23 protein-coding genes and 1 tRNA gene are annotated in these 24,877 nt (G+C 70.6%); 10 read left to right on the top strand and 14 right to left on the bottom strand.

Translation table 11 applies throughout. From position 1 onward, the window contains the following. Positions 1-2: 2 nt before the first annotated feature. From AC2D9U_RS16520 to ppa, 8 genes are all read right to left on the bottom strand, one after another. Positions 3-1,139: an endo-1,4-beta-xylanase gene (locus tag AC2D9U_RS16520; protein WP_484751052.1), complete on the bottom strand. Its 1,137-nt coding sequence runs from the start codon at positions 1,137-1,139 to the stop codon at positions 3-5. A gap of 51 nt (positions 1,140-1,190) precedes the next feature. Next, positions 1,191-1,601, bottom strand: a complete 411-nt coding sequence (gene atpC, locus AC2D9U_RS16515) for an ATP synthase F1 subunit epsilon (RefSeq protein ID WP_484751050.1) — start codon at positions 1,599-1,601, stop codon at positions 1,191-1,193. A 27-nt stretch (positions 1,602-1,628) separates the two neighbouring features. Next, entirely contained in the window at positions 1,629-3,056 is a 1,428-nt protein-coding gene (gene atpD, locus AC2D9U_RS16510; protein ID WP_484751048.1) for a F0F1 ATP synthase subunit beta, read from the bottom strand. A 16-nt stretch (positions 3,057-3,072) separates the two neighbouring features. Next, positions 3,073-3,960 (bottom strand): F0F1 ATP synthase subunit gamma, encoded by an 888-nt coding sequence (locus AC2D9U_RS16505; RefSeq protein WP_484751046.1) that lies wholly within the window; start codon positions 3,958-3,960, stop codon positions 3,073-3,075. Between the two features lie 18 nt (positions 3,961-3,978). Continuing rightward, positions 3,979-5,517 (bottom strand): F0F1 ATP synthase subunit alpha, encoded by a 1,539-nt coding sequence (gene atpA / locus AC2D9U_RS16500; RefSeq protein ID WP_484751045.1) that lies wholly within the window; start codon positions 5,515-5,517, stop codon positions 3,979-3,981. Between the two features lies 1 nt (position 5,518). After that, on the bottom strand, positions 5,519-6,124 hold the full coding sequence (gene atpH, locus AC2D9U_RS16495; protein ID WP_484751043.1) for an ATP synthase F1 subunit delta: 606 nt from the start codon (positions 6,122-6,124) through the stop codon (positions 5,519-5,521). A 384-nt stretch (positions 6,125-6,508) separates the two neighbouring features. After that, positions 6,509-8,638 carry a sodium-translocating pyrophosphatase gene (locus AC2D9U_RS16490; protein ID WP_484751040.1) on the bottom strand — a complete coding sequence of 710 codons (2,130 nt, stop codon included), beginning with the start codon at positions 8,636-8,638 and terminating at the stop codon, positions 6,509-6,511. Positions 8,639-8,800: 162 nt separating this feature from the next. Next, positions 8,801-9,334, bottom strand: a complete 534-nt coding sequence (gene ppa, locus AC2D9U_RS16485; protein ID WP_484751037.1) for an inorganic diphosphatase — start codon at positions 9,332-9,334, stop codon at positions 8,801-8,803. A gap of 171 nt (positions 9,335-9,505) precedes the next feature. On the opposite strand from ppa, the gene AC2D9U_RS16480 reads away from it, so the two are divergent. The 6 genes from AC2D9U_RS16480 to AC2D9U_RS16455 all read left to right on the top strand — a co-directional run bounded on the left by AC2D9U_RS16480 (position 9,506) and on the right by AC2D9U_RS16455 (position 13,996). Further along, a complete protein-coding gene (locus tag AC2D9U_RS16480; RefSeq protein ID WP_484751036.1) occupies positions 9,506-10,564 on the top strand; it encodes an ABC transporter substrate-binding protein in 1,059 nt (352 codons plus the stop codon). After that, complete coding sequence (locus AC2D9U_RS16475) at positions 10,561-11,613, top strand: ABC transporter ATP-binding protein (RefSeq protein WP_484751034.1); 1,053 nt, start codon at positions 10,561-10,563, stop codon at positions 11,611-11,613. The genes AC2D9U_RS16480 and AC2D9U_RS16475 overlap by 4 nt, the downstream gene beginning before the upstream one ends. Then, positions 11,610-12,437, top strand: a complete 828-nt coding sequence (locus tag AC2D9U_RS16470; protein ID WP_484751032.1) for an ABC transporter permease — start codon at positions 11,610-11,612, stop codon at positions 12,435-12,437. The genes AC2D9U_RS16475 and AC2D9U_RS16470 overlap by 4 nt, the downstream gene beginning before the upstream one ends. Then, the gene (locus AC2D9U_RS16465) at positions 12,434-13,222 is read left to right on the top strand and encodes an ABC transporter permease (protein WP_484751029.1); all 789 of its coding nucleotides are present in this window, start codon (positions 12,434-12,436) and stop codon (positions 13,220-13,222) included. The genes AC2D9U_RS16470 and AC2D9U_RS16465 overlap by 4 nt, the downstream gene beginning before the upstream one ends. Beyond that, positions 13,219-13,890 (top strand): RraA family protein, encoded by a 672-nt coding sequence (locus tag AC2D9U_RS16460; RefSeq protein ID WP_484751027.1) that lies wholly within the window; start codon positions 13,219-13,221, stop codon positions 13,888-13,890. Before AC2D9U_RS16465 ends, AC2D9U_RS16460 begins: the two co-directional genes overlap by 4 nt. Positions 13,891-13,923: 33 nt before the next feature. Beyond that, positions 13,924-13,996 (top strand) — tRNA-Ile (locus AC2D9U_RS16455). A gap of 145 nt (positions 13,997-14,141) precedes the next feature. Here the strand turns inward: AC2D9U_RS16455 and AC2D9U_RS16450 are convergent. The 4 genes from AC2D9U_RS16450 to accD all read right to left on the bottom strand — a co-directional run bounded on the left by AC2D9U_RS16450 (position 14,142) and on the right by accD (position 18,518). After that, complete coding sequence (locus AC2D9U_RS16450) at positions 14,142-15,767, bottom strand: alpha-D-glucose phosphate-specific phosphoglucomutase (RefSeq protein WP_484751025.1); 1,626 nt, start codon at positions 15,765-15,767, stop codon at positions 14,142-14,144. A 4-nt stretch (positions 15,768-15,771) separates the two neighbouring features. Further along, positions 15,772-16,212, bottom strand: coding sequence for a hypothetical protein (locus AC2D9U_RS16445; RefSeq protein ID WP_484751023.1), 441 nt, complete (start codon positions 16,210-16,212; stop codon positions 15,772-15,774). Positions 16,213-16,278: 66 nt separating this feature from the next. Continuing rightward, positions 16,279-17,595, bottom strand: coding sequence for a bifunctional folylpolyglutamate synthase/dihydrofolate synthase (locus AC2D9U_RS16440; RefSeq protein ID WP_484751021.1), 1,317 nt, complete (start codon positions 17,593-17,595; stop codon positions 16,279-16,281). Beyond that, positions 17,592-18,518, bottom strand: coding sequence for an acetyl-CoA carboxylase, carboxyltransferase subunit beta (accD, locus tag AC2D9U_RS16435; RefSeq protein ID WP_484751019.1), 927 nt, complete (start codon positions 18,516-18,518; stop codon positions 17,592-17,594). Before accD ends, AC2D9U_RS16440 begins: the two co-directional genes overlap by 4 nt. A gap of 224 nt (positions 18,519-18,742) precedes the next feature. Between accD and AC2D9U_RS16430 the strand changes: the two genes are divergently transcribed. From AC2D9U_RS16430 to AC2D9U_RS16420, 3 genes are read left to right on the top strand one after another with little or no spacing between them, the layout of a single operon-like run. Next, positions 18,743-19,303: a CvpA family protein gene (locus tag AC2D9U_RS16430; protein WP_484751017.1), complete on the top strand. Its 561-nt coding sequence runs from the start codon at positions 18,743-18,745 to the stop codon at positions 19,301-19,303. Between the two features lie 9 nt (positions 19,304-19,312). Then, positions 19,313-20,797: an amidophosphoribosyltransferase gene (gene purF, locus AC2D9U_RS16425; protein ID WP_484751015.1), complete on the top strand. Its 1,485-nt coding sequence runs from the start codon at positions 19,313-19,315 to the stop codon at positions 20,795-20,797. Continuing rightward, on the top strand, positions 20,797-21,522 hold the full coding sequence (locus AC2D9U_RS16420; protein WP_484751012.1) for an SDR family NAD(P)-dependent oxidoreductase: 726 nt from the start codon (positions 20,797-20,799) through the stop codon (positions 21,520-21,522). The genes purF and AC2D9U_RS16420 overlap by 1 nt, the downstream gene beginning before the upstream one ends. Positions 21,523-21,685: 163 nt before the next feature. Here the strand turns inward: AC2D9U_RS16420 and AC2D9U_RS16415 are convergent, their stop codons facing one another. Both AC2D9U_RS16415 and AC2D9U_RS16410 read right to left on the bottom strand, forming a co-directional pair. After that, the gene (locus tag AC2D9U_RS16415) at positions 21,686-22,531 is read right to left on the bottom strand and encodes an EF-hand domain-containing protein (protein ID WP_484751010.1); all 846 of its coding nucleotides are present in this window, start codon (positions 22,529-22,531) and stop codon (positions 21,686-21,688) included. Further along, positions 22,528-23,730: a hypothetical protein gene (locus tag AC2D9U_RS16410; RefSeq protein ID WP_484751008.1), complete on the bottom strand. Its 1,203-nt coding sequence runs from the start codon at positions 23,728-23,730 to the stop codon at positions 22,528-22,530. The genes AC2D9U_RS16415 and AC2D9U_RS16410 overlap by 4 nt, the downstream gene beginning before the upstream one ends. A 173-nt stretch (positions 23,731-23,903) precedes the next feature. On the opposite strand from AC2D9U_RS16410, the gene AC2D9U_RS16405 reads away from it, so the two are divergent. After that, positions 23,904-24,875, top strand: a complete 972-nt coding sequence (locus AC2D9U_RS16405) for a tripartite tricarboxylate transporter substrate binding protein (RefSeq protein WP_484751006.1) — start codon at positions 23,904-23,906, stop codon at positions 24,873-24,875. Positions 24,876-24,877 lie beyond the last annotated feature (2 nt).

Below are 24,877 nucleotides of genomic sequence, written 5' to 3'. Positions count from 1 at the left end.
GCTCAGCCCACCGGCTGGCCGAGGAAGGCGCGCGCCAGGGCGCGCCACATCGGCTTGCGGTTCAGCTCCCAGTCGAAGGGCAGGCCGCGATGCACCTCGCCCGGCGGCATCATCACCGCGGGCTCGCGCTGCAGCCAGCTCCAGCGGTCGGAGATGCCCCAGGTCAGCAGCGTGCGCGCGCCCCCCTCGAAGGCGCTGGAGGCGAAGGCGTGCACGCGCAGCGCCACGGCGAGGTCGCGCTCGGGATAGGTGCCGCTGGGCGGGCGGTTCTCCCGCACATCAAGCTCGGTGATCAGCACCTGCAGGTCGAGCGCGCGGATCCGGCGGACGAAGTCGCGGAACACCGCCGGGTTGAAGGCCTCGCGCATCTGCAGATGCGCCTGGATGCCCACCGCGTCGATCGGCACGTTGCGCTCGCGCAGGCTGGTGAGCAGGCGCAGCAGGCGGCGGCGCTTCTCCTCGGCCGGGGGCGAGTCGGCCTCAACGCCGTAATCGTTCAGCGTCAGGCGCAGCGTGGCGTCGCGCGCGCGGGCCTCGCGGAAGGCGATGGCGATGTAGTCGGGCCCGAGCGCGCGCAGCCAGGGCGTGGCACGCAGGTCGCCGCTGTTGCCGGGCGGCTCCGGCACGTCGGAGCCGGGCGGGTTGGCGATGGGCTCATTCACCACATCCCAGTCGCGCAGCTGGCGCCGCGCATGGCTGAGCGCGAAGTCGAAATGCGCCGCCATCACGGCGCGCGCGCGCACCGGGCCCTCGGCCAGCGCGGCGCGCGCCCATTCGGGCAGGTCCTGGTGCCAGACCAGCGCATGGCCGCGCACCTGCTTGCGGAAGGCCTGCGCCCAGCTCAGCACGGCATCCAGCGGCGCGGGGTCGAAGCGGCCCATCTCGGGCTGCAGCGCCTCGAACTTCGCCTCGTATTCGGGGACGAGCAGGCCGGCCTCGCGCGCCACCAGCGCGGCGAATTCAGGCTCCTCCGCGATCTGGCTGGCCTTGACGGCGACCCCGTAGGTCATGCCGCGGGAGGCCGCGATCTCGAAGAGCGGCCGGTCGGGGGCGCTGGCCGGGCCGAAGGCCTGGGCGCGCGCCTGGCGGGCCAGGAAGGGGCTCGCCAGGGCGGGGATCAGGAGGCTTCGTCGCTGCATCGGTGGCGAAGCTCCCGGGGTGGCACTGGGGCGCGGGGCGGGGCCCGCCGATCAGGCCGCTTCGGCGGCCAGCACCATGGCGCGGGCGGAGAGCAGGCGCTCCATTGCCGCGTCGCGGCGCTCGGGCGTGTCCATCGCCGCGGCGGTGTAGGCGGCTTCCGCCGCCTGCACGCGCGACTCGGCAGCCGCCTTGGAGAGTTGCGCGACGGGAATGGCCTCATCGGCCAGCACCGTGCAGCGCTCGGGCGTCACCTCGGCGAAGCCGCCGGCGACGAAGAGCCGGTCGGTGACCTGCCCGCCCTCGGTCACAGCGATGACGCCGCCGCGCAGCGTGACGATCATGGGCGCATGACCGGGCAGCACGCCCATCTCGCCCTCGGCCGCCGGCAGCACGGCCATTTCGACCGCGCGGCTGAGCAGCAGCTTCTCGGGGCTGACGAGTTCCAGCTTGAAGGTCGCCATGATGCTGTCCTTTTGCGCAGCGACGGCTTACGCCGCCGCCTTCAGGCTCTCGGCCTTCTTCACCGCGTCCTCGATGGTGCCGACCATGTAGAAGGCGGCCTCGGGGAGGTGGTCGTATTCGCCGGCGCAGATCGCGGCGAAGCTGCGCACCGTGTCCTCGAGCTTCACGAAGACGCCCGGCGAGCCGGTGAAGACCTCCGCCACATGGAAGGGCTGGCTGAGGAAGCGCTGGATCTTGCGCGCGCGCGCGACGATCAGCTTGTCCTCTTCCGAGAGCTCATCCATGCCCAGGATCGCGATGATGTCCTGCAGCGACTTGTAGGTCTGCAGGATGCGCTGCACTTCGCGCGCCGTCTTGTAGTGCTCCTCACCCACGATGCGCGGGTCGAGGCCGCGCGAGGTGCTGTCCAGCGGGTCCACGGCCGGGAAGATCGCCATCTCGGCGATCGAGCGGCTGAGCACCGTGGTGGCGTCGAGGTGCGCGAAGGAGGTGGCCGGCGCCGGGTCGGTCAGGTCGTCCGCGGGCACGTAGATGGCCTGCACCGAGGTGATCGAGCCCTTCTTGGTGCTGGTGATGCGCTCCTGCAGCGCGCCCATGTCGGTGGAGAGCGTCGGCTGGTAGCCCACCGCGGAGGGGATGCGGCCGAGCAGCGCCGAGACCTCGGCGCCCGCCTGGGTGAAGCGGAAGATGTTGTCGATGAAGAAGAGCACGTCCTGGCCCTGCTCGTCGCGGAAGTATTCCGCCATCGACAGGCCCGAGAGCGCCACGCGCGCGCGCGCACCCGGCGGCTCGTTCATCTGGCCATAGACCAGCGCCACCTTGGAGCCTTCGGTGTTGCCCTCGTTCAGCTTGATGACGCCGGCATCGACCATCTCGTGGTAGAGGTCGTTGCCCTCACGCGTGCGCTCGCCCACGCCGGCGAAGACCGACACGCCGCCATGCGCCTTGGCGATGTTGTTGATCAGCTCCTGGATGGTCACGGTCTTGCCCACGCCCGCGCCGCCGAACAGGCCGATCTTGCCGCCCTTCAGGTAGGGGGCCAGCAGGTCCACCACCTTGATGCCGGTGACCAGGATCTCCGCGCTCGTCGCCTGCTCCTCGAAGGAGGGGGCGTCGCGGTGGATGGTGTAGGTCTTCTGCGCGCCGACCGGGCCGCGCTCGTCGATCGGCTCGCCGATCACGTTGAGGATGCGGCCCAGCGTCTCATTGCCCACGGGCACGGAGATGCCCGCGCCGGTGTCCACCACCTCGAAGCCGCGGACCAGGCCGTCCGTGGTGTCCATGGCGATGGTGCGCACCGTGCGCTCGCCCAGGTGCTGCGCCACTTCCAGGACCAGCGTGCGATCGCCGATCTTGACCTGCAGCGCGTTCATCATGGCGGGCAGTTCGGCCGGGAACTGCACGTCCACGACGGCGCCCAGAACCTGCGTGACCTTGCCGACGTTGTTCTTCATCGTGCGATTTCCCTGCTCAGACGGCTTCGGCACCGGAGATGATCTCGATCAGCTCCTTGGTGATGTTGGCCTGTCGGGTGCGGTTGTAATTGAGGGTGAGCTTGTTGATCATTTCGCCGGCATTGCGCGTGGCGTTGTCCATCGCGTTCATCTGGCTGCCGAAGAAGCCCGCGGCATTCTCCAGCAACGCGCGATAGACCTGGATCGCCAGGTTCTGCGGCAGCAGCGAGGCCAGGATCTGCTCCTCGCCCGGCTCGTATTCATAGAGCGCCTGCGCGCCGGACGCGGCATCGGCGGCGGCGGCCTCGGGCAGCTGGGTCGGGATCAGCTGCTGGCCGGTCGGCACCTGGCTGATCACGCTGCGGAAGCGGTTGTAGACCAGCGTGCAGACATCGAACTCGCCGGCATCGAGCATGGCGGTGATGCGGTGCGCGATGTCCTGCGCGTCCTCGAAGCCGACGCGCTTCTTGCCCGCGAAGCTGATCTCATCCACCACGCGGCTGCCCAGCTCGCGCTTCAGGAAGGCCGCGCCCTTGCGGCCGACGCAGAGCAGCTTCACCGACTTGCCGGCCTGCTCCAGCTCGCGCACGCGGGCACGGGCGAAACGGCCGACATTGGTGTTGAAGGGGCCGGCCAGGCCGCGGTCGCCGGTGACGACGACCAGCAGGTGCACCTGGTCCTTGCCCGTGCCGACCAGCAGCTTCGGCGCATCCGGGCTGCCGGCGACGGAGGCGCCGAGCGAGGCGAGCATGCGCTCCATCCGCTCGGCATAGGGCCGGGCGGCCTCGGCCTGCGTCTGGGCGCGGCGCAGCTTCGCCGCGGCCACCATCTTCATGGCCTGGGTGATCTTCCGCGTCGACTTCACCGAGGTGATCCGCGCGCGAAGGCTCTTCAGCGAGGGCATGGTCCGGTCCCCGCGGCCTCAGCCGAAATTCTTGGCGAAATCGTCGAGGAAGGCGATCAGCTTGGCCTCGGTGTCCTTCTTGATCTCGCGATCGTTGCGGATCGCGGTCAGGATCTCCGGCGCGCGCGCCTTCAGGTCCGAGAGGAACTGCCGCTCGAACTCGCCGACCTTGCCGACCGGGATGCGGTCGAGATAGCCGCGCGTGCCCGCGAAGATCGAGGCCACCTGCTCCTCGACCGGCACCGGCTTGTACTGCGGCTGCTTCAGCAGCTCGGTCAGGCGCGCGCCGCGCGCCAGCAGCGCCTGGGTGGTGCTGTCGAGGTCCGAGGCGAACTGCGCGAAGGCCGCCATCTCACGGTACTGCGCCAGCTCCAGCTTGATCTTGCCGGCCACCTGCTTCATCGCCTTGATCTGCGCGGCGGAACCGACGCGCGAGACCGAGAGGCCGACGTTCACGGCGGGGCGGATGCCCTTGAAGAACAGTTCCGTCTCCAGGAAGATCTGGCCGTCCGTGATCGAGATGACGTTGGTCGGGATGTAGGCCGAGACGTCGCCCGCCTGCGTCTCGATCACCGGCAGCGCGGTGAGCGAACCGGCGCCGAAATCGTCGTTCATCTTCGCCGCGCGCTCGAGCAGGCGCGAGTGCAGGTAGAACACGTCGCCCGGATAGGCCTCGCGGCCCGGCGGGCGGCGCAGCAGCAGCGACATCTGGCGATAGGCGACGGCCTGCTTGGAAAGGTCGTCATAGAAGATCACGGCGTGCATGCCGTTGTCGCGGAAGTACTCGCCCAGCGTGCAGCCAGTGTAGGGGGCAAGGAACTGCATCGGCGCGGGATCGGACGCCGTGGCGGCGATCACGATGGAGTATTCCATCGCGCCGTTCTCTTCGAGCGTCTTCACCAGCTGCGCCACGGTCGAGCGCTTCTGGCCGATGGCCACGTAGATGCAGAACAGCTTCTTGCTGTCGTCGCTGCCGGCGGCCTGGTTGGCGACCTTCTGGTTGATGATGGTGTCGATGATGACGGCGGTCTTGCCGGTCTGGCGGTCGCCGATGATCAGCTCGCGCTGGCCGCGGCCGATCGGGATCAGCGCGTCGATCGCCTTGATGCCGGTCTGCATCGGCTCGTGCACCGACTTGCGCGGGATGATGCCCGGCGCTTTCACCTCGACCAGCATGCGCTTGTCGGCGTGGATCGGGCCCTTGCCGTCGATCGGGTTGCCCAGCGCGTCCACGACGCGGCCCAGGAAGCCCTTGCCGACGCCGACATCGACGATCTCGCCGGTGCGGCTGACCGTGTCGCCTTCCTTCACGCCCTTGTCGTCGCCGAAGATCACGACGCCGACATTGTCAGTCTCGAGGTTCAGCGCCATGCCCTTGATGCCGGCGGCGGGGAAGTCCACCAGCTCACCGGACATGACGTTCTGCAGGCCATAGACGCGGGCGATGCCGTCACCCACGGTCAGCACGGTGCCGACTTCGGCGACATTGGCCTCGGCATCGAAACCCGAAATCTGGCTCTTCAGGATCTCGGAGATTTCGGCAGGACGGATGTCCATATCAGGCGGCCCCCTTCATGGCGAACTGCAGGCGCTGCAGCTTGGACTTGAGTGAATTGTCGTAGAGGCGCGAGCCGATGCGCACGATGAGCCCGCCCAGGATGGCGGGGTCAACCTGCTCGGCGAGCTGCACGCCGGAGAATCCGGCCTCGGTCAGCCGCGCGGCGATCTGGGCGCGCTGGGTGGCCGAGAGCGGGTGTGCCGTGGTCACCACGGCGGTCTGCAGGCCGCGCCGGGCGGCGAGCTGCTGGCCGAAGGCCTCCGCCACCGCGGGCAGGCTGCCCAGGCGACGGTTCACGATCAGCACGCCCACCAGGTTGCGGACCTCCTTGCCGAGGCCCAGGCGGTCGATGATCGAGAAGGCGCCGCGGCGCTGAGCACCGGCGTCGAGTCGGGGGTCGCCGATGAAGGCGCGGAAGCCTTCATCCTCGCGCCACAGCGCGAAAAGGCGGTCGAGGTCGGCGCCGATCCGGTCGGCCGCGCCCGGATCGGTCGGGCGGAGGTCGTCGGCGATGCCGAGGAGCGCCAGGGCATAGCGCGCGGCGAACCCGGTCGGGTTCGGCGCCTGCTGGGAGGCGGTGGTGGCGGTGGTCGCGGCGGAGGCCAAGGCGGTCCCGGTCCTGATTTCTGGGCGGCGCATAGAACGGCCGCGCTCATGTCAGCGCGCCGGCGCCCCCCGGTTGCGGCGGCGGCGCCATACCATGCGTATTGCGGTGCGGCAACACGTCTGGGGCGGCTGCGGACCCTGGCTGGGCATTTCCGGCGCGATTTTCGCGACCACGGGAGAAAAGCACGAAAAAAGGCGGCGAGGTTGCCCCCGCCGCCCCCTAATCCGGGTCAAGTCAAAAGAAACCGGGCAGGCCTCGCGGCCGGCCTTGGCCGGCCGAGCGCCCGAACGGCCGCCGCCGCAAGTGCGGCGGAGCCGAGCCGCGCGGATGCGCGGCGCCCGGCGTCTGAGGGGCACGAAGGCAAAGCCTTCGTGCGCCCAATTTCAATGCGCCAGGAAGGCCAGCAGCAGCAGTGCCACGATGTTCGTGATCTTGATCATCGGGTTCACCGCCGGGCCGGAGGTGTCCTTGTAGGGGTCGCCCACCGTGTCGCCCGTCACGGCGGCCTTATGGGCATCGCTGCCCTTGCCGCCGAAATGGCCTTCCTCGATGTATTTCTTGGCGTTGTCCCAGGCCCCGCCGCCGGTGGTCATGCTGACCGCGACGAAGAAACCCGTGACGATCACGCCCAGCAGCATCGCGCCCAGCGCGCTGAACGCCGCCGCCTTGCCGCCGATCGCCAGGATCACGAAGAACACGACGAGGGGCGAGAGCACCGGCAGCAGCGAGGGGATGATCATCTCCCGGATCGCCGCCTTGGTGAGCATGTCCACCGCGCGCCCGTAATCGGGCTTGTCCGCGCCGGTCATGATGCCCGGCTTCTCGCGGAACTGCCGGCGGACCTCCTCCACCACCGCGGTCGCCGCACGGCCGACCGCGGTCATGGACATGCCGCCGAACAGGTAGGGCAGCAGGCCGCCGAACAGCAGCCCGACCACCACGAAGGGGTCGGAGAGGCTGAAATTCATCACCCCGAGCCCGGCGAAGTAGGGGTAGGTGGCCGGGTTGGCGATGAAGTAGTTCAGGTCCTGGGTGTAGGCGGCGAACAGCACCAGCGCACCCAGGCCCGCCGAGCCGATGGCGTAGCCCTTGGTGACCGCCTTGGTGGTGTTGCCCACCGCGTCCAGCGCATCGGTCGAGACGCGGACCTCCTTGGGCAGGCCGGCCATCTCGGCGATGCCGCCGGCATTGTCGGTGACGGGGCCGAAGGCGTCGAGCGCCACCACCATGCCGGCCAGGGCCAGCATCGTCGTGGTCGCGATGGCGATGCCGTAGAGACCCGCCAGCCCATAGGCCGAGAGCACGCCCGCGATGATGATGAGCGCCGGCAGGGCGGTGCTCTCCATCGAGACCGCCAGGCCGCGGATCACGTTGGTGCCGTGGCCGGTCTGGCTGGCCTCGGCGATGGAGCGCACCGGGCGGAACTGCGTGCCGGTGTAGTATTCCGTCACCCAGACGATGGCGGCCGTGACCGCCAGGCCCACCACGCCGCAGAGGAACAGCGCGAAGGCGCCGAAGCTGTGCCCGCCCACCGTCACCTTGCCGAAGCCGAAGACGATGAAGGCGAGCGGCAGCAGAACCGCCAGCGACAGGATGCCGGTGACGATGAAGCCGCGGTACATCGCGCCCATGATCGAGTTGTTGGCCGGCAGCTTCACGAAATAGGTGCCGGCGATGGAGGTCACGACGCAGACCGCGCCGATGGCCAGCGGGAAGAGCATGCCCGCCACACGCCACTCATCGCTGAAGCTGATCGCGGCCAGCACCATGGTGGCCACCATGGTCACCGCATAGGTCTCGAAGAGGTCGGCCGCCATGCCGGCGCAGTCGCCGACATTGTCGCCCACATTGTCGGCGATGGTGGCGGGGTTGCGGGGGTCATCCTCGGGGATGCCGGCTTCCACCTTGCCCACCATGTCGCCGCCCACATCCGCACCCTTGGTGAAGATGCCGCCGCCCAGGCGCGCGAAGATCGAGATCAGCGAGGCGCCGAAGCCCAGCGCGACCAGCCCGTCGATCACCATGCGGCTGTTGGGCGCGAGTCCGGCGATCGGTACCAGGATCAGGAAGTATGCCGCCACGCCCAGCAGCGCGAGGCCCGCCACCAGCATGCCGGTGATCGCACCCGACTTGAAGGCGAGGTCGAGGCCCGCCGCGAGGGATTGGGTGGCCGCCTGCGCCGTGCGCACATTGGCCCGCACCGAGACGTTCATGCCGATGAAGCCGGCCGCGCCGGAGAGCACCGCGCCGATGACGAAGCCGATCGCCACCACGAAGGCATGCGCACCGAAGCCGAAGGCCACAAGGATGACCACGAAGAGCGCGGCGCCGACCATGCCGATGGTCAGGTACTGGCGCTTCAGATAGGCCGAAGCGCCTTCCTGGATCGCCTTGGCGATCTCCTGCATGCGCTCATTGCCGGGGTCCCGGCTGAGCACGTCCTTTGCTGTCACCACGCTGTAGGCGATCGCAAGACCACCCAGCGCGAGGATCAGCAATATCGATAACGTCATCAAGGCAACCACCCTCCCCTTGGTTATGCGCGTGCCGGTTGTGGGGTGGGATCAGCGCAGCGGAAACCGCGCGATGTGCCCCCACAAACCGGTGATCGGGGAAGCTTGGCCGCAAGACCCAAGGCTGGCAACCCGCCGCAAAGCAGGCGCCAGCACGATTTTTCAGGCCTTCGAGGCCTCATAGGCCGCCATGGACTTCAGGATGATGTCGGCGGCCTCGCTGGCGGAGCCCCAGCCCTTCACCTTCACCCACTTGTCGCTCTCGAGGTCCTTGTAGGTGGCGAAGAAATGCTCGATCGAGGCGCGGGTGATGTGCGGCAGTTCCTCGGCGCTGCTGATGCCCGAATACATCGGATGCACCTTGTCATGCGGCACGCAGACCAGCTTCTCGTCCGAACCGGCCTCGTCTTCCATGTGCAGCACGCCGATGGGGCGCGCGCGGATGACGCAGCCAGGGACCACCGGGGCGGGGGTCAGCACCAGCACATCGGCCGGGTCGCCGTCATCGGCCAGCGTGCCGGGGATGAAGCCATAGGCGGCCGGATAGGCCATCGGCGTGAACAGGAAGCGGTCCACCACCACCGCGCCGCTGTCCTTGTCGAGTTCGTACTTCACCTGGCTGCCCTGCGGGATCTCCACCACGACGTTGACGTCATGCGGGGGCGCCTTGCCGGTGGGGATGTTCGCCAGATTCATCGCTCGGGACCTTCGGTCGGGGTTTCGGCACCATGGCGCCGTCTGCGGCGGGCAGTTAGCAGGGGGGCGGGGCGCCCGGCAACGCCCGCCACAAATACAGGCCCGATGCGCTTGGCAAGGCGGCCAAAGCCTTGCGATGCTCCCGCCCACCACGGACGGGAGCTTCCCCTCATGCGCGCCTTCGCCACCGCGGCCGGATTGCTGGCCGCCGCCCTCGGCCTCACCGCCCTGCCCGCCCAGGCGCAGCAGACGGGAGGACGCATGACGCTCCAGGCCTATGCCGGGATCTTCCGCGACAACTACACCCAGACCGTCGTCGCCCCCTTCACCGCCGCCTCGGGCACCGCCGTGCAGTATTTCGACGGCGGCACCTCGGCGGCGATGCTCGGCCTGCTGCGCGCCCAGCGCGCCGACCCGCAGACCGATGTGGTGATCATGGACGTCACCACCGCCGCCATCGCCTGCGCCGAGGGGCTGGTGGAGCGCCTCAACCCGGCCGAATTCCCCGTCCTGGCGGAGCTCGACCAGCAGGCGCGGGATTCGGGCGGCGCCTGCGGCCCGGCCGTGACCTATGACCACCTGGTGATGGTCTATGACACGCGCGCCGTGACCCCCGCCCCCACGCGCTGGGCCGCGATGTGGGAGCCGCAGCATCGCGGCCGCATCGCGCTTTCCGCGCCACCCAACATCCAGGGCCTGGCGGTCACGGCCATCCTGGCCCATGCGGCGTCCAACGATTGGCGCAACATCGGTGCGGCCATGCCGCGGCTGCGCGAGATCGCCCCCGCCGTGCAGACCTTCGACCCGAACCCCGATGGCTACACGCTGATCCTGAACGACCAGGTGCGCTTCGCCACGGGCTGGAACGCCCGCGCGCAGCTCTACCGCGACCAGTCGCAGGGCCGCATCGGCGTGGTGCTGCCCGAGGAAGGCACGGTGTTCCAGATCAACACCATCAACATCGTGGCGAATTCGAAGAACCGCGCCCAGGCCGCGGCCTTCCTCCGCCACGCCCTCTCGGCCGACGCCCAGACCGCCTTCACCGAGCGCATGTTCTACGGCCCCACCAACACCACCGCGCGCGTCTCGGCCGCCGCACTCGGCCGCACGGCGCTGGCGCCCGAATTCCGCTCGCGCGTCATCCCGCTCGACTGGACCGAGATGGTGCGGCTGCGCGATGGCTGGAACCAGCGCTGGCGGCGCGAGGTGATCGCGGCCTCCGGCCGTTGAGCCACCTTGTCCTGGAGGCGCTGAGCCGGCGCTTCCCAGGCACGCCTCGCCCCGCGGTGGACGGCATTTCGCTGTCCCTGCCGCAGGGCGCGCTGCTGGCGCTGCTCGGACCTTCCGGCTGTGGCAAGACCACGACGCTGCGCATGGTGGCGGGGCTCGAACCCCCCGATGGCGGGCGCATCATCGTGGGCGGGCGCGACATCACGGCGCTGCCGCCGCACAAGCGCAACATGGGCGTCGTTTTCCAGAGCTACGCCCTGTTCCCGCACCTGACCGCCGCGGCCAATGTCGGCTTCGGGCTCGAGATGCGCGGCATCCCCCGCGCCGAGCGCGCGAGCAGGGTGGCAGAGGCGCTGGCCCTGGTCGGCCTGTCCGACCTTGCTGCCCGCAAACCCGCAAAACTCTCGGGCGGGCAGCAGCAGCGCGTGGCGCTGGCCCGCGCCCTCGCCCCGCGCCCGGACCTGCTGCTGCTGGATGAACCGCTCTCCGCGCTCGACGCCAAGCTGCGGGAGGAGGTGCGCGACGAGATCCGCGCCCTGCAGCAGCGCCTCGGCGCCACGGCGGTCTTCGTCACCCATGACCAGACCGAGGCGCTGGCCATGGCGGACCTCGTCGCCGTGATGAACCAGGGGCGGATCGAGCAGCTCGACACGCCCGAGGCGATCTTCGAGCGCCCCGCCAGCCGCTTCGTCGCCACCTTCGTCGGCCGCGCCGCCTGCCTGCCGGCCGAGATCGCCGGCCCCGGGCTGATCCGCGCCGGCAGCGCGACGCTGCGCGCTGAGACGGGCGCGCTGCAGGGCCGGGTCGAGGCCTTCCTGCGCCCGCACCACCTCCAGCCGCTGGCCGAGGGCGCGCGCGCGGAGAACACGCTGGAAGGCCGCGTGCTGCGCCGGACCTATACGGGTGAGGTGGTGACGCTGGAGCTGGAAACCCCGGCCGGGCGGCTGCTGGCCGACATCCCCGGCGGCGCGCGGGCCGGCGCGGCGAAGCCGGGCGATGTGCTCGCGCTCGGCTTCGGGGCGGCCGATCTGCGGGTCTTTCCAGCATGATCGCCTACCTGCTGCTTGTGCCGGCGGTGGCCATCCTGGCGGCAGGTTTCCTCTATCCGGTGGCGCTGCTGGCGCGCATCAGCCTCAACCGCACCACCGATCTCGGCGCGATGGAGGAGGCGCTGAGCCTCGAGACCTTCACCAAGGTCGCGACCGATGACTTCACCTGGGAGCTGGCGACCAACACCGCCACCCTCGCCGCCAGCTCGGCGCTGGCCGCCACCGCGCTGGCGCTGCCCGTCGCCCTGCTGATCCGGAGCGCGCCGCCGCGCTGGCGGGGCGTGCTCTCGCTGATGGCGATTGCGCCCCTGCTGATCTCGGGCACGGCGCGGGTGGTGGGGTGGATGGCGATCCTGGGGGATCGCGGGATGATCAATGGGGCGCTGCTGGGCCTCGGTCTCACCGACGATCCGGTGCGGCTGATCAACAACTGGACCGGCGTGCGGATCGGCCTGACCGAGAGCCTGATGCCCTATGCCTGCCTGGTGCTGATCGCGGGGCTCGGGCGGCTGGACGCCAGGCTGGAGGAAGCCGCCGCCACGCTGGGCGCGACGCGCAGCCGCATCTTCCTGCGCGTGACGCTGCCGCTGGCCTTCCCGGCGCTGCTCGCCGCCTTCCTGCTGACCTTCGTGCTGGGAGTCTCGGCCTTCGTCACGCCGCGGCTGATGGGCGGCGGGCGTGTGTTCGTCGTCGCCACCGAGATCTTCGACCTCGCCCTGGAGACGGTGGATTGGCCGGCCGCGGCGGCGATGGCGATGCTGCTCCTCGGCGCGCTGATCCTGGCCATGCTGCTGCGCGCGCTGGTGGCAAGGCGCGCGGCATGAAGACTGGGTGGATCCTGAAGGCCTGCGCCATCGCCGGCTACACGCTGCTGCTGGCGCCGGCCGTGGTGGTGGCGGTGATCAGCTTCTCGGCGGGGGATTTCCTCACCTTCCCGCCGCCGGGCCTGTCCACGCGCTGGTATGCGGCGCTGCTCGGCAATGCGGAACTCATGGCCGCGCTGCGCAACTCCGCCACGCTGGCGCTGATCGTCGCCGCCATCGCGCTTCTGGCCGGCGCGCCGGCCGCCTATGCGCTGGTGCGGCTGGAGTTTCCGGGCCGGGGCGCCATCGCGGGCTTCCTGGCCGCGCCTTTGCTGCTGCCCTCGCTGGTGCTGGGGCTCGCGCTGCTGCTGGCGCTACAACCCCTGAAGCTCGCCGCCACCTGGCCCGGGCTGGTGCTGGCCCATTCGATGGTCGCCGTGCCCTTCGCCGTGCGCATCATGGCCACCGCCTTCGGCGCCGTGCCGCGCGACCTGGAGGAAGCGGCCTGGACGCTGGGTGCCACGCGCTGGCGCGCCGCACTGCGCATCACCCTGCCACTTGCCGCGCCGGGCGCGGTAGCTGCGGGGGCGCTGTGCTTCCTGGTGTCCTTCGACGAGACGGTGATCAGCCTGTTCCTGGTGGGCCCGCGCCTGTCCACCCTGCCGGTCGAGATGTTCCGCTATGCCGAGAACCGCACCGACCCGCTGGTCGCGGCCCTCGCCATGGTGCTGATCCTTGTTTCCCTGGCCATCGTTCTGCTCGTGGAGCGGCTGGTCGGATTTTCACGCGCCCTCGGAAGGGAATGACCATGCCGAAATACGTCGTCGAGAAGATGCCCGGCCAGCTCAGTGCCGAGGTGGTGGCGCTGCTGGAGCAGACCGAAACCGCGACCGTCGGCCATTGGCGGCACTGGGGTTTCGTCGATCGGCGCATCCAGGGTCTGCTGCGCCGGCGCGTGGCGGGGACGGCGGTGACGGTGCAGATCCCCGGTGCCGACTCGACCATGCTGCACCACGCGCTGGGGCTGCTGCGGCCGGGCGATGTGCTGGTGGTGGATCGCCTGGGCGATGACCGCCACGCCTGCTGGGGCGGCGGCGTGACCGTGGCGGCCAAGGCGGCGGGCGCCAAGGCGGGCCTCGTCGATGGCCCCTGCACCGATGTGGAGGAGGTCGAGGCGAGCGACTTCCCGCTCTGGTGCCGCGGCCTCGCGCCCATCACCACGCGGATCTACGACCTCGGCGGCCGGATGAACGTGCCGGTTTCCATCGGCGGCGTGGTAGTGATGCCGGGCGACGCCGTGCTGCTGGATGAGAGCGGCGTGCTGGTGCTGCCCCCCGGCGAAGCCGAGGCCGAGGCCCGCGCCGCCATCGCGCGGCAGGAGCGCGGGTTGGGCGTGCAGGCGCGCTGCGCGGCGGGCGAGAAGCTCGGTGAGATCAGCGGCGCGACGGCCAAGGTGCTCGCCGGGCTTGCATGAGGCGCGCGGCCTTGCCATGCATCGATCCCATATGGGCCTGTAGCTCAATGGTTAGAGCGGGCCGCTCATAACGGCTTGGTTGGGGGTTCGAGTCCCTCCGGGCCCATTTTTGATCGACAAGGTCGATCAAAAATGGAGTCTTTTGGTGCCCTCAGGCGCCGGGCGGCCGCATCCGCGGCCTTGGCTCGCCGCACTGGCGGCGGGCGCCATTCGGCGCCTCGGGCCGATTTGCGGCCCGCCCTTCCCGGTTCTCAAGTGATAACCGACGGTTCTTTGCGCCCCGTATGCCGCTCGATCTGCGCGATCGCGCGCGCGGCGGCGACCACGGGGGCGAGCACCTCCGCCACCGGGCGATCGAAGTTCCGGTCGAAGCGCTCCAGATAGACCCGCAGCGTCGCCCCCACCGTGCCGGTGCCCGACAGGCGGAACACCGCGCGCGCATCCTCCGCGAAATGCACCCGCACGCCCTGCTGCGCGCTCACCGAGCCATCGACCGGGTCGGTATAGGTGAAGTCATCGGCGGCCGAGACCGTCAGCCCCGCGAAGCGCTGCCCGACAAGCCCCCCGAGGCTGCCGCGCAGCGCCGCCATCAGCCCCTGCGCGGCCGCCGCATCGACTTCTTCGTAATCATGGCGCGCGTAGTAGTCGCGCCCATACTCGGCCCAATGCGCCCGCACGATGGCGTCCGCCCGCTGGCCGGTGGCGGCGATGATGTCGAGCCAGAGCAGCACGGCCCAGAGCCCGTCCTTCTCCCGCACATGGTTCGAGCCCGTCCCGGCACTCTCCTCGCCGCAGAGCGTGATCCGTCCGGCATCCAGCAGGTTGGCGAAGAATTTCCAGCCCGTCGGCGTCTCGTAGCACGCCAGGCCGCGCGCCTTGGCCACGCGGTCCACGGCGCGTGAGGTCGGCATGGAGCGGGCGACGCCCGCAAGCCCCGCCGCATAGCCCGGCGCGCGATGCGCCTGCGCCGCCAGGATCGCGAGGCTGTCCGAGGGGGTCACGAAGAGCCCCGGGGCGACGATCATGTTGCGGTCGCCATCGCCATCCGAGGCCGCGCCGAAATCGGGCGCGCCGGGGCCCATCATCAGCGCCATCAGCTCGGCGGCGTTGACCGGGTTGGGGTCAGGGTGATGGCCGCCGAAATCGGGCATGGGCTCCGCATTCACCACCGTCCCCGCCGGCGCGCCGAGCTGGCGTTCCAGGATCTCCTTCGCATAGGGGCCGGTCACCGCGCTCATCGCGTCGAAGCGCATGCGGAATCCGCCGGCGAAGAGCGCGCGGATGCGGTCGAAATCGACCAGCTTGCGCATCAGCAGCGCGTAATCCGCCACCGGATCCACCACCTCGACCCGCGCGGCGCCGAGTTGCGTCGCGCCGAGCACCTCCAGATCCAGGTCGGGCGCGTCGAGCGTCACATACTGCGCGATCTCCGTGGTGCGGCGATGGATCGCACTCGTGAAATCCTCCGGCGCCGGGCCGCCATGCGCCATGTTGAACTTGATGCCGAAATCGCCGTCCGGCCCGCCGGGATTGTGGCTCGCCGAGAGCACCACCCCGCCGATCGCCCCCGACGCGCGGATCAGGGCCGAGGCCGCGGGGGTGGAGAGCAGCCCACCCCGCCCCACCAGGATCCGCCCGAAGCCGTTGGCGGCCGCCATGCGCAGCGCCACCTGGATGACCTCGCGGTTCAGGAAGCGGCCGTCGCCGCCGATGACCAGCGTCGCACCCGCGCGCGCCGGGCCGACCGTGTCGAAGATCGCCTGCAGGAAATTCTCGACATAGCGGGGCTGCTGGAACACCGCGACCTTCTTGCGCAGGCCGGAGGTGCCGGGCTTCTGGTCGCCGAAGGGCGTGGTCGGCAGGGTGCGGAGGGACATGCGTTCAGCCCTGCATCTGCGGCCAGGTAATGAAGATGCCCACATCGCCGGGCATGCCGCCCGGATAGTTGATGATGCGCGCGAAGAAGCCGAAGCCGCCGGGCTTCAGCTCGGATTCCCACCATTTGAACACGTCGTGGAAGGCGCCGGGCAGCGTCTCCTGCCAGCCTTCGAGGTGGTTGTTGATGCGCCGCCCGCCATCGGTGCAGATCTCGGAGGGGAAATGCACCAGCATCAGCTCCTTCTCGCCCTCGGCGAAGGCGCGGGCGATGCGCGACATGGCGCGGGCCTTGTCGTCCTCGGTGATCTTGTAGGTCATCACCTTCTCGGCGAAGGCCTCGCGCTCGGCCTTGGCGGCGGTGGCGGCGGCCTCGGCCTCGGCGCGCTTGCGCGCGGCCTCTTCCTCCTTGGCGGCGAAAAGCTGCGCGACGGTCAATGCGGCCATGGAAGCGCCTCCGGACATGTTTCGCGCAAGCCTATCGCAGCAGGGCGAGCGCGGAAATGTCCTGGATCAAGTGCCGTCGAGCTTCAGCACCTCGCCGGCCAGATAGAGGCTGCCGCAGATCAGCACCCGCGCCGGCCCGCCTTCGCGCGGCACCTGCGCCAGGGCCTCGCGCACCGTCCCGCCGCGCCGGGCCTTGCCTTCGCTGGCCGCGATGATGGCCTCGATCGGCATGGCGAGGTGCTGGCCCGGCTCGGCCACCGCCCAGAGGCTTGCCGCATGGGGCAGGATCGGGCGGAGGAAGTCGGGCGCCTGCTTGCCGCCCTTCATGCCGACCAGCACATGTGCCGGCCGGTCCGCGAAGGCCTCGGCCAGATGCGCGCCGACCACAAGGCCCGCCCCGGCATTGTGCCCGCCATCCAGCCAGAGTTCCCAGCCCGGCGGCAGCGTGGCGGCGAGCCGCCCGGTCAGGCGCTGCATCCGCGCCGGCCATTCGGCGCTGGCGACGCCCTGCCGGATCGCGGCCTCGGTGAGCCAAGGCGGGTTCCACGCCCGCAGCGCGGCGATGGCGATGCCGGCGTTGTCCGCCTGGTGCGGCCCGGGCAAGGCGGGCGGCGGCAAGTCGAGGCTATAGGCGCCCTCGCGATAGGTCAGGCGCCGATCCGCCGCGCGCTGCATGGTCCAGGCCGCGTCGCGGGCGAAGAGCGGCGCGCCCTTTGCGGCGGCCTCGGCGGCGATCACCGCCAGCGCCTCCGGCAGTTGCGCGCCGGTGGCGCAGGGCACGCCCGGCTTCAGGATCCCGGCCTTCTCGAAGGCGATCTTGCCCAGCGTGTCGCCTAGGAAATCCATGTGGTCCATGGAGATGGAGGTGATCGCCGTGGCGGCCGGGCGCGCCACCACATTGGTCGCGTCGAACCGCCCGCCGAGCCCGACCTCCAGCACCAGCAGATCGGCCGGCGTCTCGGCGAAGAGATGCAGCGCGACGGCGGTGGTGACCTCGAAGACCGTGATCGGCGCGCCGGCATTCACGCGCTCGACATGCGCCAAGGCCTCGGCCAGCGCCTCTTCCTCCACCAACGCCCCGGCGAGGCGGATGCGTTCATGGAAGCGCACCAGATGCGGCGAGGTATAGACATGCACGCGCAGCCCCGCGGCCTCCGCGATGGCGCGCAGGAAGGCGCAGGTGCTGCCCTTGCCGTTGGTGCCGGCGACATGGATCACCGGCGGCAGGCGCCGCTCGGGATGGCCCAGCGCGGCCAGGCAACGCTCCAGCCGGCCCAGGCTGAGGTCGATCAGCCTGGGGTGCAGCGCGTGCAGGCGCTCGATGATTTCCTCGCTGCGCGAGGGGGGCACAGCCTCACGCAGCGAAAAGGGCTTTTCGCTCAAGCGGGTTTCGCGGCCTCGGGGGCGGCTTCCTCGGGGGCGGGCAGGGACAGCACCTCGGGCTCCACCACCGGGGGCAGCGGCTCGCGCAGCAGGGAAATGAGGCGCGCGAGGGTGGCGCGCATGTCGGCGCGCTTCACCACCATGTCGAGAATGCCATGCGCGAGCAGGTATTCGGCCCGCTGGAAGCCCTCGGGCAGCTTCTCGCGCACCGTCTGCTCGATCACCCGCGCGCCGGCGAAGCCGATCAGGGCGCCCGGCTCGGCGATCTGGATGTCGCCCAGCATGGCGAAGCTGGCGGTCACCCCGCCCGTGGTCGGATCACACAGCACCACGATGAAGGGCAGCCCGGCTTCCTTCACCATGCGGGTCGCGATCACGGTGCGCGGCATCTGCATCAGGCTGATCGTGCCCTCCTGCATCCGCGCCCCACCCGAGGCGGTGAAGACGATCAGCGGCGCATCCTGCAGCACGGCGAGCTTGGCCGCGGTGACCAGCGCCTCACCCACGCCCGCCCCCATGGATCCGCCCATGAAGGCGAATTCGAAGGCGGCGACCACGGCCTTGCGGCCCTCGATGGCGCCCTGCGCGACGACGACGGCGTCATCCATCGCCATCTTCTGCTGGGCGTCCTTCAGGCGTTCGCCATAGCGGCGCTGGTCGCGGAAGCGCAGCGGGTCGGCCGGCGCCTTGGGCAGTTCGATGCGCGACCAGCCCTCATCCAGCGTCGCCTTCACCCGCGCCTGGGCGGAGAGCCGCATGTGATGGCCGCAATGCGTGCAGCAATGCAGGTTCCGCTCAAGGTCGCGGTGGAAGATCATCTGCTCGCAGGACGGGCATTTGTGCCAGAGATTCTCCGGCACCTCCCGCGGCCCGCCAAACAGGGCCTTCACCTTCGGCAGCGCCCAGTCCGAGATCCAGTTCATTGCATTCACGCCCTCAAGCGCCGGGCGCGCGCATCCGCGCGCTTGGCTCGCCGGACTGCCGGCGGCGCCCATTCGGGCGCTCGGCACGCGCGGGGCGCGTGCCGCCAGTCCTGGGCGGAGGTAGGGGCAATCCCCGCTCGGGTGCAAGGGGGGCGCCCGGCGGGTCGGGAGAATTCGCCCCCCCACCATGACACCCCGGCGCCGGCCCGCTATAGAGCCCGCCGATGACCTGGGTCGATGGCGTTGTCCTGGCGGTGCTGCTGGTTTCGGCCGGGCTCGCCTTCTTTCGCGGGCTGGTGCGGGAAGTGCTGGGCGTAGGCGCCTGGGCGGGCGCGGTGGTGCTCGGCATCTATGCCGAACCGCAGGTCCAGCCCCTGATCGCCCCGCATGTCGAGCCCCCCTGGCTGGCCTCCGGCCTCGCGGTCGGCGGCGTGTTCCTGGTCGTGCTGATTTTTCTCAAACTGATCATCGCCTGGCTGTCGGGGCATGTGCGGCGCTCCGTGCTGGGCGGCGTCGATCGCGCACTCGGCATGGTCTTCGGCCTCGCCAGGGGTGCCTTCGTGGTGGTGGCTGCCTATATCGTGGCCGGGCTGGGGCTGCCGGCCGCGGATCGCTGGCCCGAGCCGGTGCGCAATGCCCGCGCCCTGCCCTATGCCGCGGATGGCGCGAAATGGCTGGTTGCCCAACTGCCCGAGGATCTGCGCCCCCGCCTGCCCGAGGGTGCGCAGCGAAGCGAACCGACCATGGACCAGCTCCTGCGCCCCCCCGCGCGCGGCCGGACCTGAAGGATCATCATGAGCCTGAGCACCAACCCCCTGGGCGGCCCGGCCTTCGGCGAGGATGACGACCACCCGCATGAGGAATGCGGCGTCGTCGGCGTCTGGGGCAGCGCGGATGCGGCGGCGCTGACCGCGCTCGGCCTGCACGCCCTGCAGCACCGGGGGCAGGAGGCGGCGGGCATCGTCTCGCTCCAGCGGAACGGCCAGTTCCACGCCCATAAGGGCCGCGGGCTGGTCGGCGACAATTTCGGCGACGCGGCGGTGATCGCGGGCCTGCCCGGCCATGCCGCGGTCGGCCACAACCGCTACGCCACCACGGGCGAGACGGCGCTGCGCAACGTGCAGCCGCTCTATGCCGATTTCGAGTTCGGCGGCTTCGCGGTGGCGCATAACGGCAACCTCACCAACGCGCATGTGCTGAAGCGCGCGCTGGTGCGGCGCGGCTGCCTGTTCCAGTCCACCACGGACAGCGAGGTGTTCATCCACCTCATCGCGATCAGCCTCTATTCCACCGTCACCGACCGGCTGATCGACGCGCTGAAGCAGGTGCAGGGCGCCTACAGCCTGGTCGCCCTGCACAATGGCGCGCTGATCGGCGCGCGCGACCCGCTGGGCGTGCGCCCGCTGGTGCTGGGCAAGCTCGCCACCGGGGGCTTCGTGCTGGCGAGCGAGACCTGCGGGCTCGACATCGTCGGCGCGGATTTCCTGCGCGACGTAGAGCCGGGCGAGATCGTGCTGATCGACGATGCCGGCGTGCACAGCCTCAAGCCCTTCGGCCGCACGCAGAGCCGCTTCTGCATCTTCGAATACATCTACTTCGCCCGCCCCGACAGCGTGGTCGAGGGCACGCCGGTCTATGACACGCGCCGGCGCATCGGCGCGGAGTTGGCGCGCGAGAGCGGCGTGCCGGCCGACGTGATCGTGCCGGTGCCCGATTCCGGCGTGCCCTCCGCCATGGGCTACGCGGCCGAGGCCGGGCTGCCCTATGAGCTCGGCATCATCCGCAATCACTATGTCGGGCGCACCTTCATCGAGCCCACGGACCAGATCCGCAACCTCGGCGTGAAGCTCAAGCACTCCGCCAACCGCTCGGTGCTGGCGGGCAAGCGCGTGGTGCTGGTGGATGACTCCATCGTGCGCGGCACCACCAGCCGCAAGATCGTCGAGATGGTGCGCCAGGCCGGCGCGACCGAGGTGCATATGCGCATCTCCTCGCCGCCGACCACGCATTCCTGCTTCTACGGCATCGACACGCCCGAGCGCTCGAAGCTGCTGGCGGCGAAGCACAATGTCGAGGAGATGGCGCAGATCATCGGCGCCGACAGCCTGGCCTTCATCTCGCTGGATGGGCTGTATCGCGCGCTCGGCCAGTCCGGGCGGGACGCCGCCGCGCCGGCCTATTGCGACGCCTGCTTCACCGGCGACTACGCCATCCCGCTGGTTGACCAGCAGGACAACACCGAACGTCCCCTTCCCCTGCTGCAGGCCGCGAATCGCTGATGGAACTTCCGCTTTCGGGCCGCGTCGCCCTGGTCACCGGCGCCTCGCGCGGCATCGGCGCTGCCCTTGCCGTGGAACTCGGCCGGCTCGGCGCGCAGCTGGTGCTGATCGCGCGCACCCAGGGCGGGCTGGAGGAGACGGATGACGCGATCCGTGCGGCCGGCGGCAAGCCCGCGACGCTGCTGCCGCTCGATCTCGAGAAGGATGCCGAGAAGCAGCTCGACCTGGTGGGTCCTTCCATCATGCAGCGCTTCGGGCGGCTGGACATCCTGGTCCACAATGCCGGCACGCTCGGCAAGCTCACCCCGGTCGCCCACATCGCCCCGCGCGACTGGGCGGAGACGGTGGCGGTGAACATGACCGCCGCCTGGCGGCTGATCCGCACCTGCGACCCGCCGCTGCGGGCCTCGGATGCGGGGCGGGCGGTGTTCGTGACCACCGGGCGCGTGCTGCGGCCGCGCGCCTATTGGGGCCTCTACGGCGCCACCAAGGCAGGCATGGAGCATCTGGTGCAGACCTGGGCGCAGGAGGTTGAGAACACGGCGCTGCGCGTCAACCTCGCCGATCCGGGCGTGGTCGCCACCAACATGCGCGCCATGGCGATGCCCGGCGAGGATCCCGGCACCCTGCCGCAGCCCGCGGACATCGCCCCCGCCCTCGCCGCGCTCTGCCTGCCGGGCGAGACGCGCAACGGCGCGCGGATCGAGGTCTCGCCCGCCGGCTGAGCAGCCGAGCCCGCGGCGGCAGCACGGGCTTCACCCTGACCCCGCCGGGTCAAGACGAGCGCGACCCGAGCTTCCGATCAGATGGACTCATCTGAACGCACTTCTTGCTCTAGATTCAATGGTTTCCAGAGCACGAGCTGCGTTCGTGAGAAAGCAGCGTGCCCTATCGGGCCATCAGCCCTTCCATCAGCCCGCGCAGCATGCCCGCGCCTTCCGTCAGCCCCTGGGTGCGGAGCGGCTGGCCGGCCGGCGTGCCGGTGGCCCGCGCAAAGGCCACCGAATCATGGGCAAGCTCGGCCGCGGAGAGCAGGCCGTCATTGTCGTAGTCCATGCTCTCCATCAGCAACCGCCCGGCCAGGATGCCGCCGAGCGTGCCCGCCCCCACGGCGCCGAGCAGCGCCTCCTGCGTCGCACCCTCCATGGCCGCGATCACCCAGGCGCCGCCACGCACCAGCCGGCCGAGTTCCGCCACGCTGAGCTTGCCGTCACCGTTCACATCGCCCTGCGTCACGATCGCCATGGCGCAGGCACCGGGGGTGACCCCCTGGCCATTGCCCGTGCAGGCCGCTTCGAGGTGTTCGAAGGCGGCGAGGAAGGCCACGCCCTCGCCATGCAGCATGGCGAGCGCCGGCGGCGCCGAGGGGCAGCGGCGCCAGACAGCCGGCCGGGCATCGCCCGGCAGGCGGTCATCGCGCAGCTTCGCGTCGGGTTCCACCGTCTCGAGCCCTTCGGTGGCCGCACGGAACATCAGCCGGGGCGCATCGGCCCCGACGGAGACGCCGAGCGTCCAGCCCGCGACCTCCCGCGTCTCGCGGAAGCGCAGCAGCCGGGCGGGCGCCTCGGCCTCGATGCGGGCGGCGGCGCGGCCGGTCAGCACCAGCATCGCCTGCGGATCCGCGCAGGCGCCGGCATACCAGGCGCCGCGCAGCGGCTCCGGCACGCCCTGGGCCTGCACGGGGGAGGCCAGCGCCAGCAGCGTGGCGCCAAGCAGCGGGAGCAGCTTTCTCATCGGATTTCGACCTCCTGGCCGGTGCACAGATCAACGCCCGGGCGGGCAAATTCGCGACCATCGCGGAAGATGGCGAGCAGATCGGCCGCGCAGGCCTGCGGGCCAGGGGCGTCGATCTCGAAGGTGCCGCCCACCGGCAGCGTATCGGCGCCGAGGCGATCCTCACCCCGCGGCCCGCCCGGGGTGAAGGCGTAGAGTTCGATCACCGGCAGGCTGCCGGCATTGCGCAGGCGCAGCGCATTCGGGCCTGCAGCGGGGCGCCCCGGATCGTCGCCGGGATCGGCCGCCGTCTCGACCACCCAGCCGGGCGCGAAGACGAGGCGCGGCGTGTCGCAGATGTTGACCTCGCGCCGCTCCTCCGCCCCGCCATTCGGGAAGACGATGCGCACATCGACCTCGCAGCCGGTCTCGACGGACAGGGCGAGGTTGGAACCGCGCTCGAGCACATTGGCGCCGAGGCGGTCCGGACCCCACTCGGTCTCGGTGCTGTCGGAGATGTAGAGCTCCTGCACGGTGGTCAGGTGCCGGTTCAGCAACTCCACCGGGCGCGCGGGCGGGCGGGGGATGCCACTGCGGTCGAAGCTCACGGCGCGGTTGGCGCAGAGATCGAGGCGGGCCTTCACCTCCTCGCGGTCATCGCCATAGACGGCGCGCAGGTCGAAAAGGCATTCGCGCGAGCGCAGGCGCAGGGCGAAGTTCCGGCCGGGCTCGATGACGCTGGCGCCGAGACGGTCCGGGCCCCAGGCCTCCGGCCCCCGCGCCGAGGCGTAGAGTTCGCGCAGCATCACGTCGCTGGCATTGGTGATCGCCACGTTCAGCGTCGGCAGGCTCGGGTCGCCGAAGACCAGGCGCTGGTTGCGGCAGATGTCGACGCGGCGGCGCACCTCCTCCGTCCCGTCGGGGTAGATCGCGGCGACGTCGAAGGTGCAGTCGCGCGTGCGGCCCAGACGGACGCGGAAATTCGCCCCGGGCTGGATCACCTCGGCGCCGAGCCGGTCCGCGCCCCGCTCGGTCGCACCGGGGGTGAAGACGTAAAGCTGCTGGACGATCTGGTCGGTTTCGTTCTGGACCGTGAATTCGCGGTTCGGCGGCGGCTGCGGGGCGCTGGGCTGGCCCTGCGCCAGGGCCGCGAGCGGTGCGGCGAGGCACGAGACGAGCAGCGCGAGCGCGCCGAGACCGGTTCTGTTGATTCGAGCCATGCGCGGCCCCCCTGTTCCATGATGCGGCCAGGGATGCCCCGAGCGGCGACCGGCCCCATCACGGCGTCTCGATGCCGCACCTTTCGGGCAACGGCAAGGCCGGCTAGGCTTCCTGGCGCATTTGCCGCAGTCTGGCGGCCCGGCAGCAAGACCGAACCCATTTTGGAGGAAGCATGACAACCCGCCGCACCCTGATCGCCGCCGCCGCCGGCCTGCCCGCCGCCGCGCTGCTCGGCAGCCCTGCCTCGGCGCAGCAGCGCTTCAACAGCCTCTACGTCTTCGTCCCCGCCGGTCCTGGCGGCGGCTGGGATGGCCTGGGCCGCGCCATCGAGCAGGCCTCGCGCGCCGCCGGGCTGGTCGGCAGCTTCCAGTTCGAGAATGTCGGCGGCGCCGGCGGCACGGTGGGCCTGCCGCGCTTCGTCAGCCAGCGCCGCGGCCGCGGCGATGCGATCATGATCGGTGGCGCGGTGATGGTGGGCGCGGTGATCACCAACCGCACCCCCGTCGGCCTGAAGGACGTGACGCCGATCGCGCGCATGACGACCGAGCCGGGTGTCATCGTGGTGCCGGCGAATTCCGAGTTCCGCGACCTCGCCGGCTTCACCGCGGCGCTGCGCGCCAACCCCGGCGCCGTCTCCGTGGGCGGGGGCAGCGCGGGTGGCATCGACCACATCATCCTCGGCCTGATGCTCAAGAGCCTGGGGCGGAATGCGCGCGAGGCGAGCTACGTGGCCTTCGCCGGCGGCGGCCCCGCCCAGGCGGCGATCCTGGGCGCCCAGGTGCGCGCGGGCATCTCCGGCGTGTCGGAATTCGCCGAGCAGATCAGGGCCGGGCGGATGCGCGCCCTGGCAACCACCGGCGAGACCCGGAGCCTGGAAGGCGTGCCGACGCTCAAGGAGAGCGGGATCGACATCGTCATGGGCAATTGGCGCGGCGTCTTCGGCGCGCCCGGCATCTCCGCCGCGCAGCGCACGGCGCTGACCGACTACATCACCGCGCTGCACGGCTCGGCCGGCTGGCGGGAGATCGTGCAGCGCCAGGGCTGGGACGACGCCTTCCTCTCGGGCCAGGCCTTCGTGGATTTCCTGGCGAAGGATGAGGCCGATACCGGCCAGGTCCTGCGCGACATCGGCCTCGCGAGCTGAGT

This window comes from Roseomonas sp. TF40, from assembly GCF_057219975.1.
Note: the sequence above shows the minus strand (reverse complement) of the source record. Positions and strands in the feature narration are given on the sequence as shown.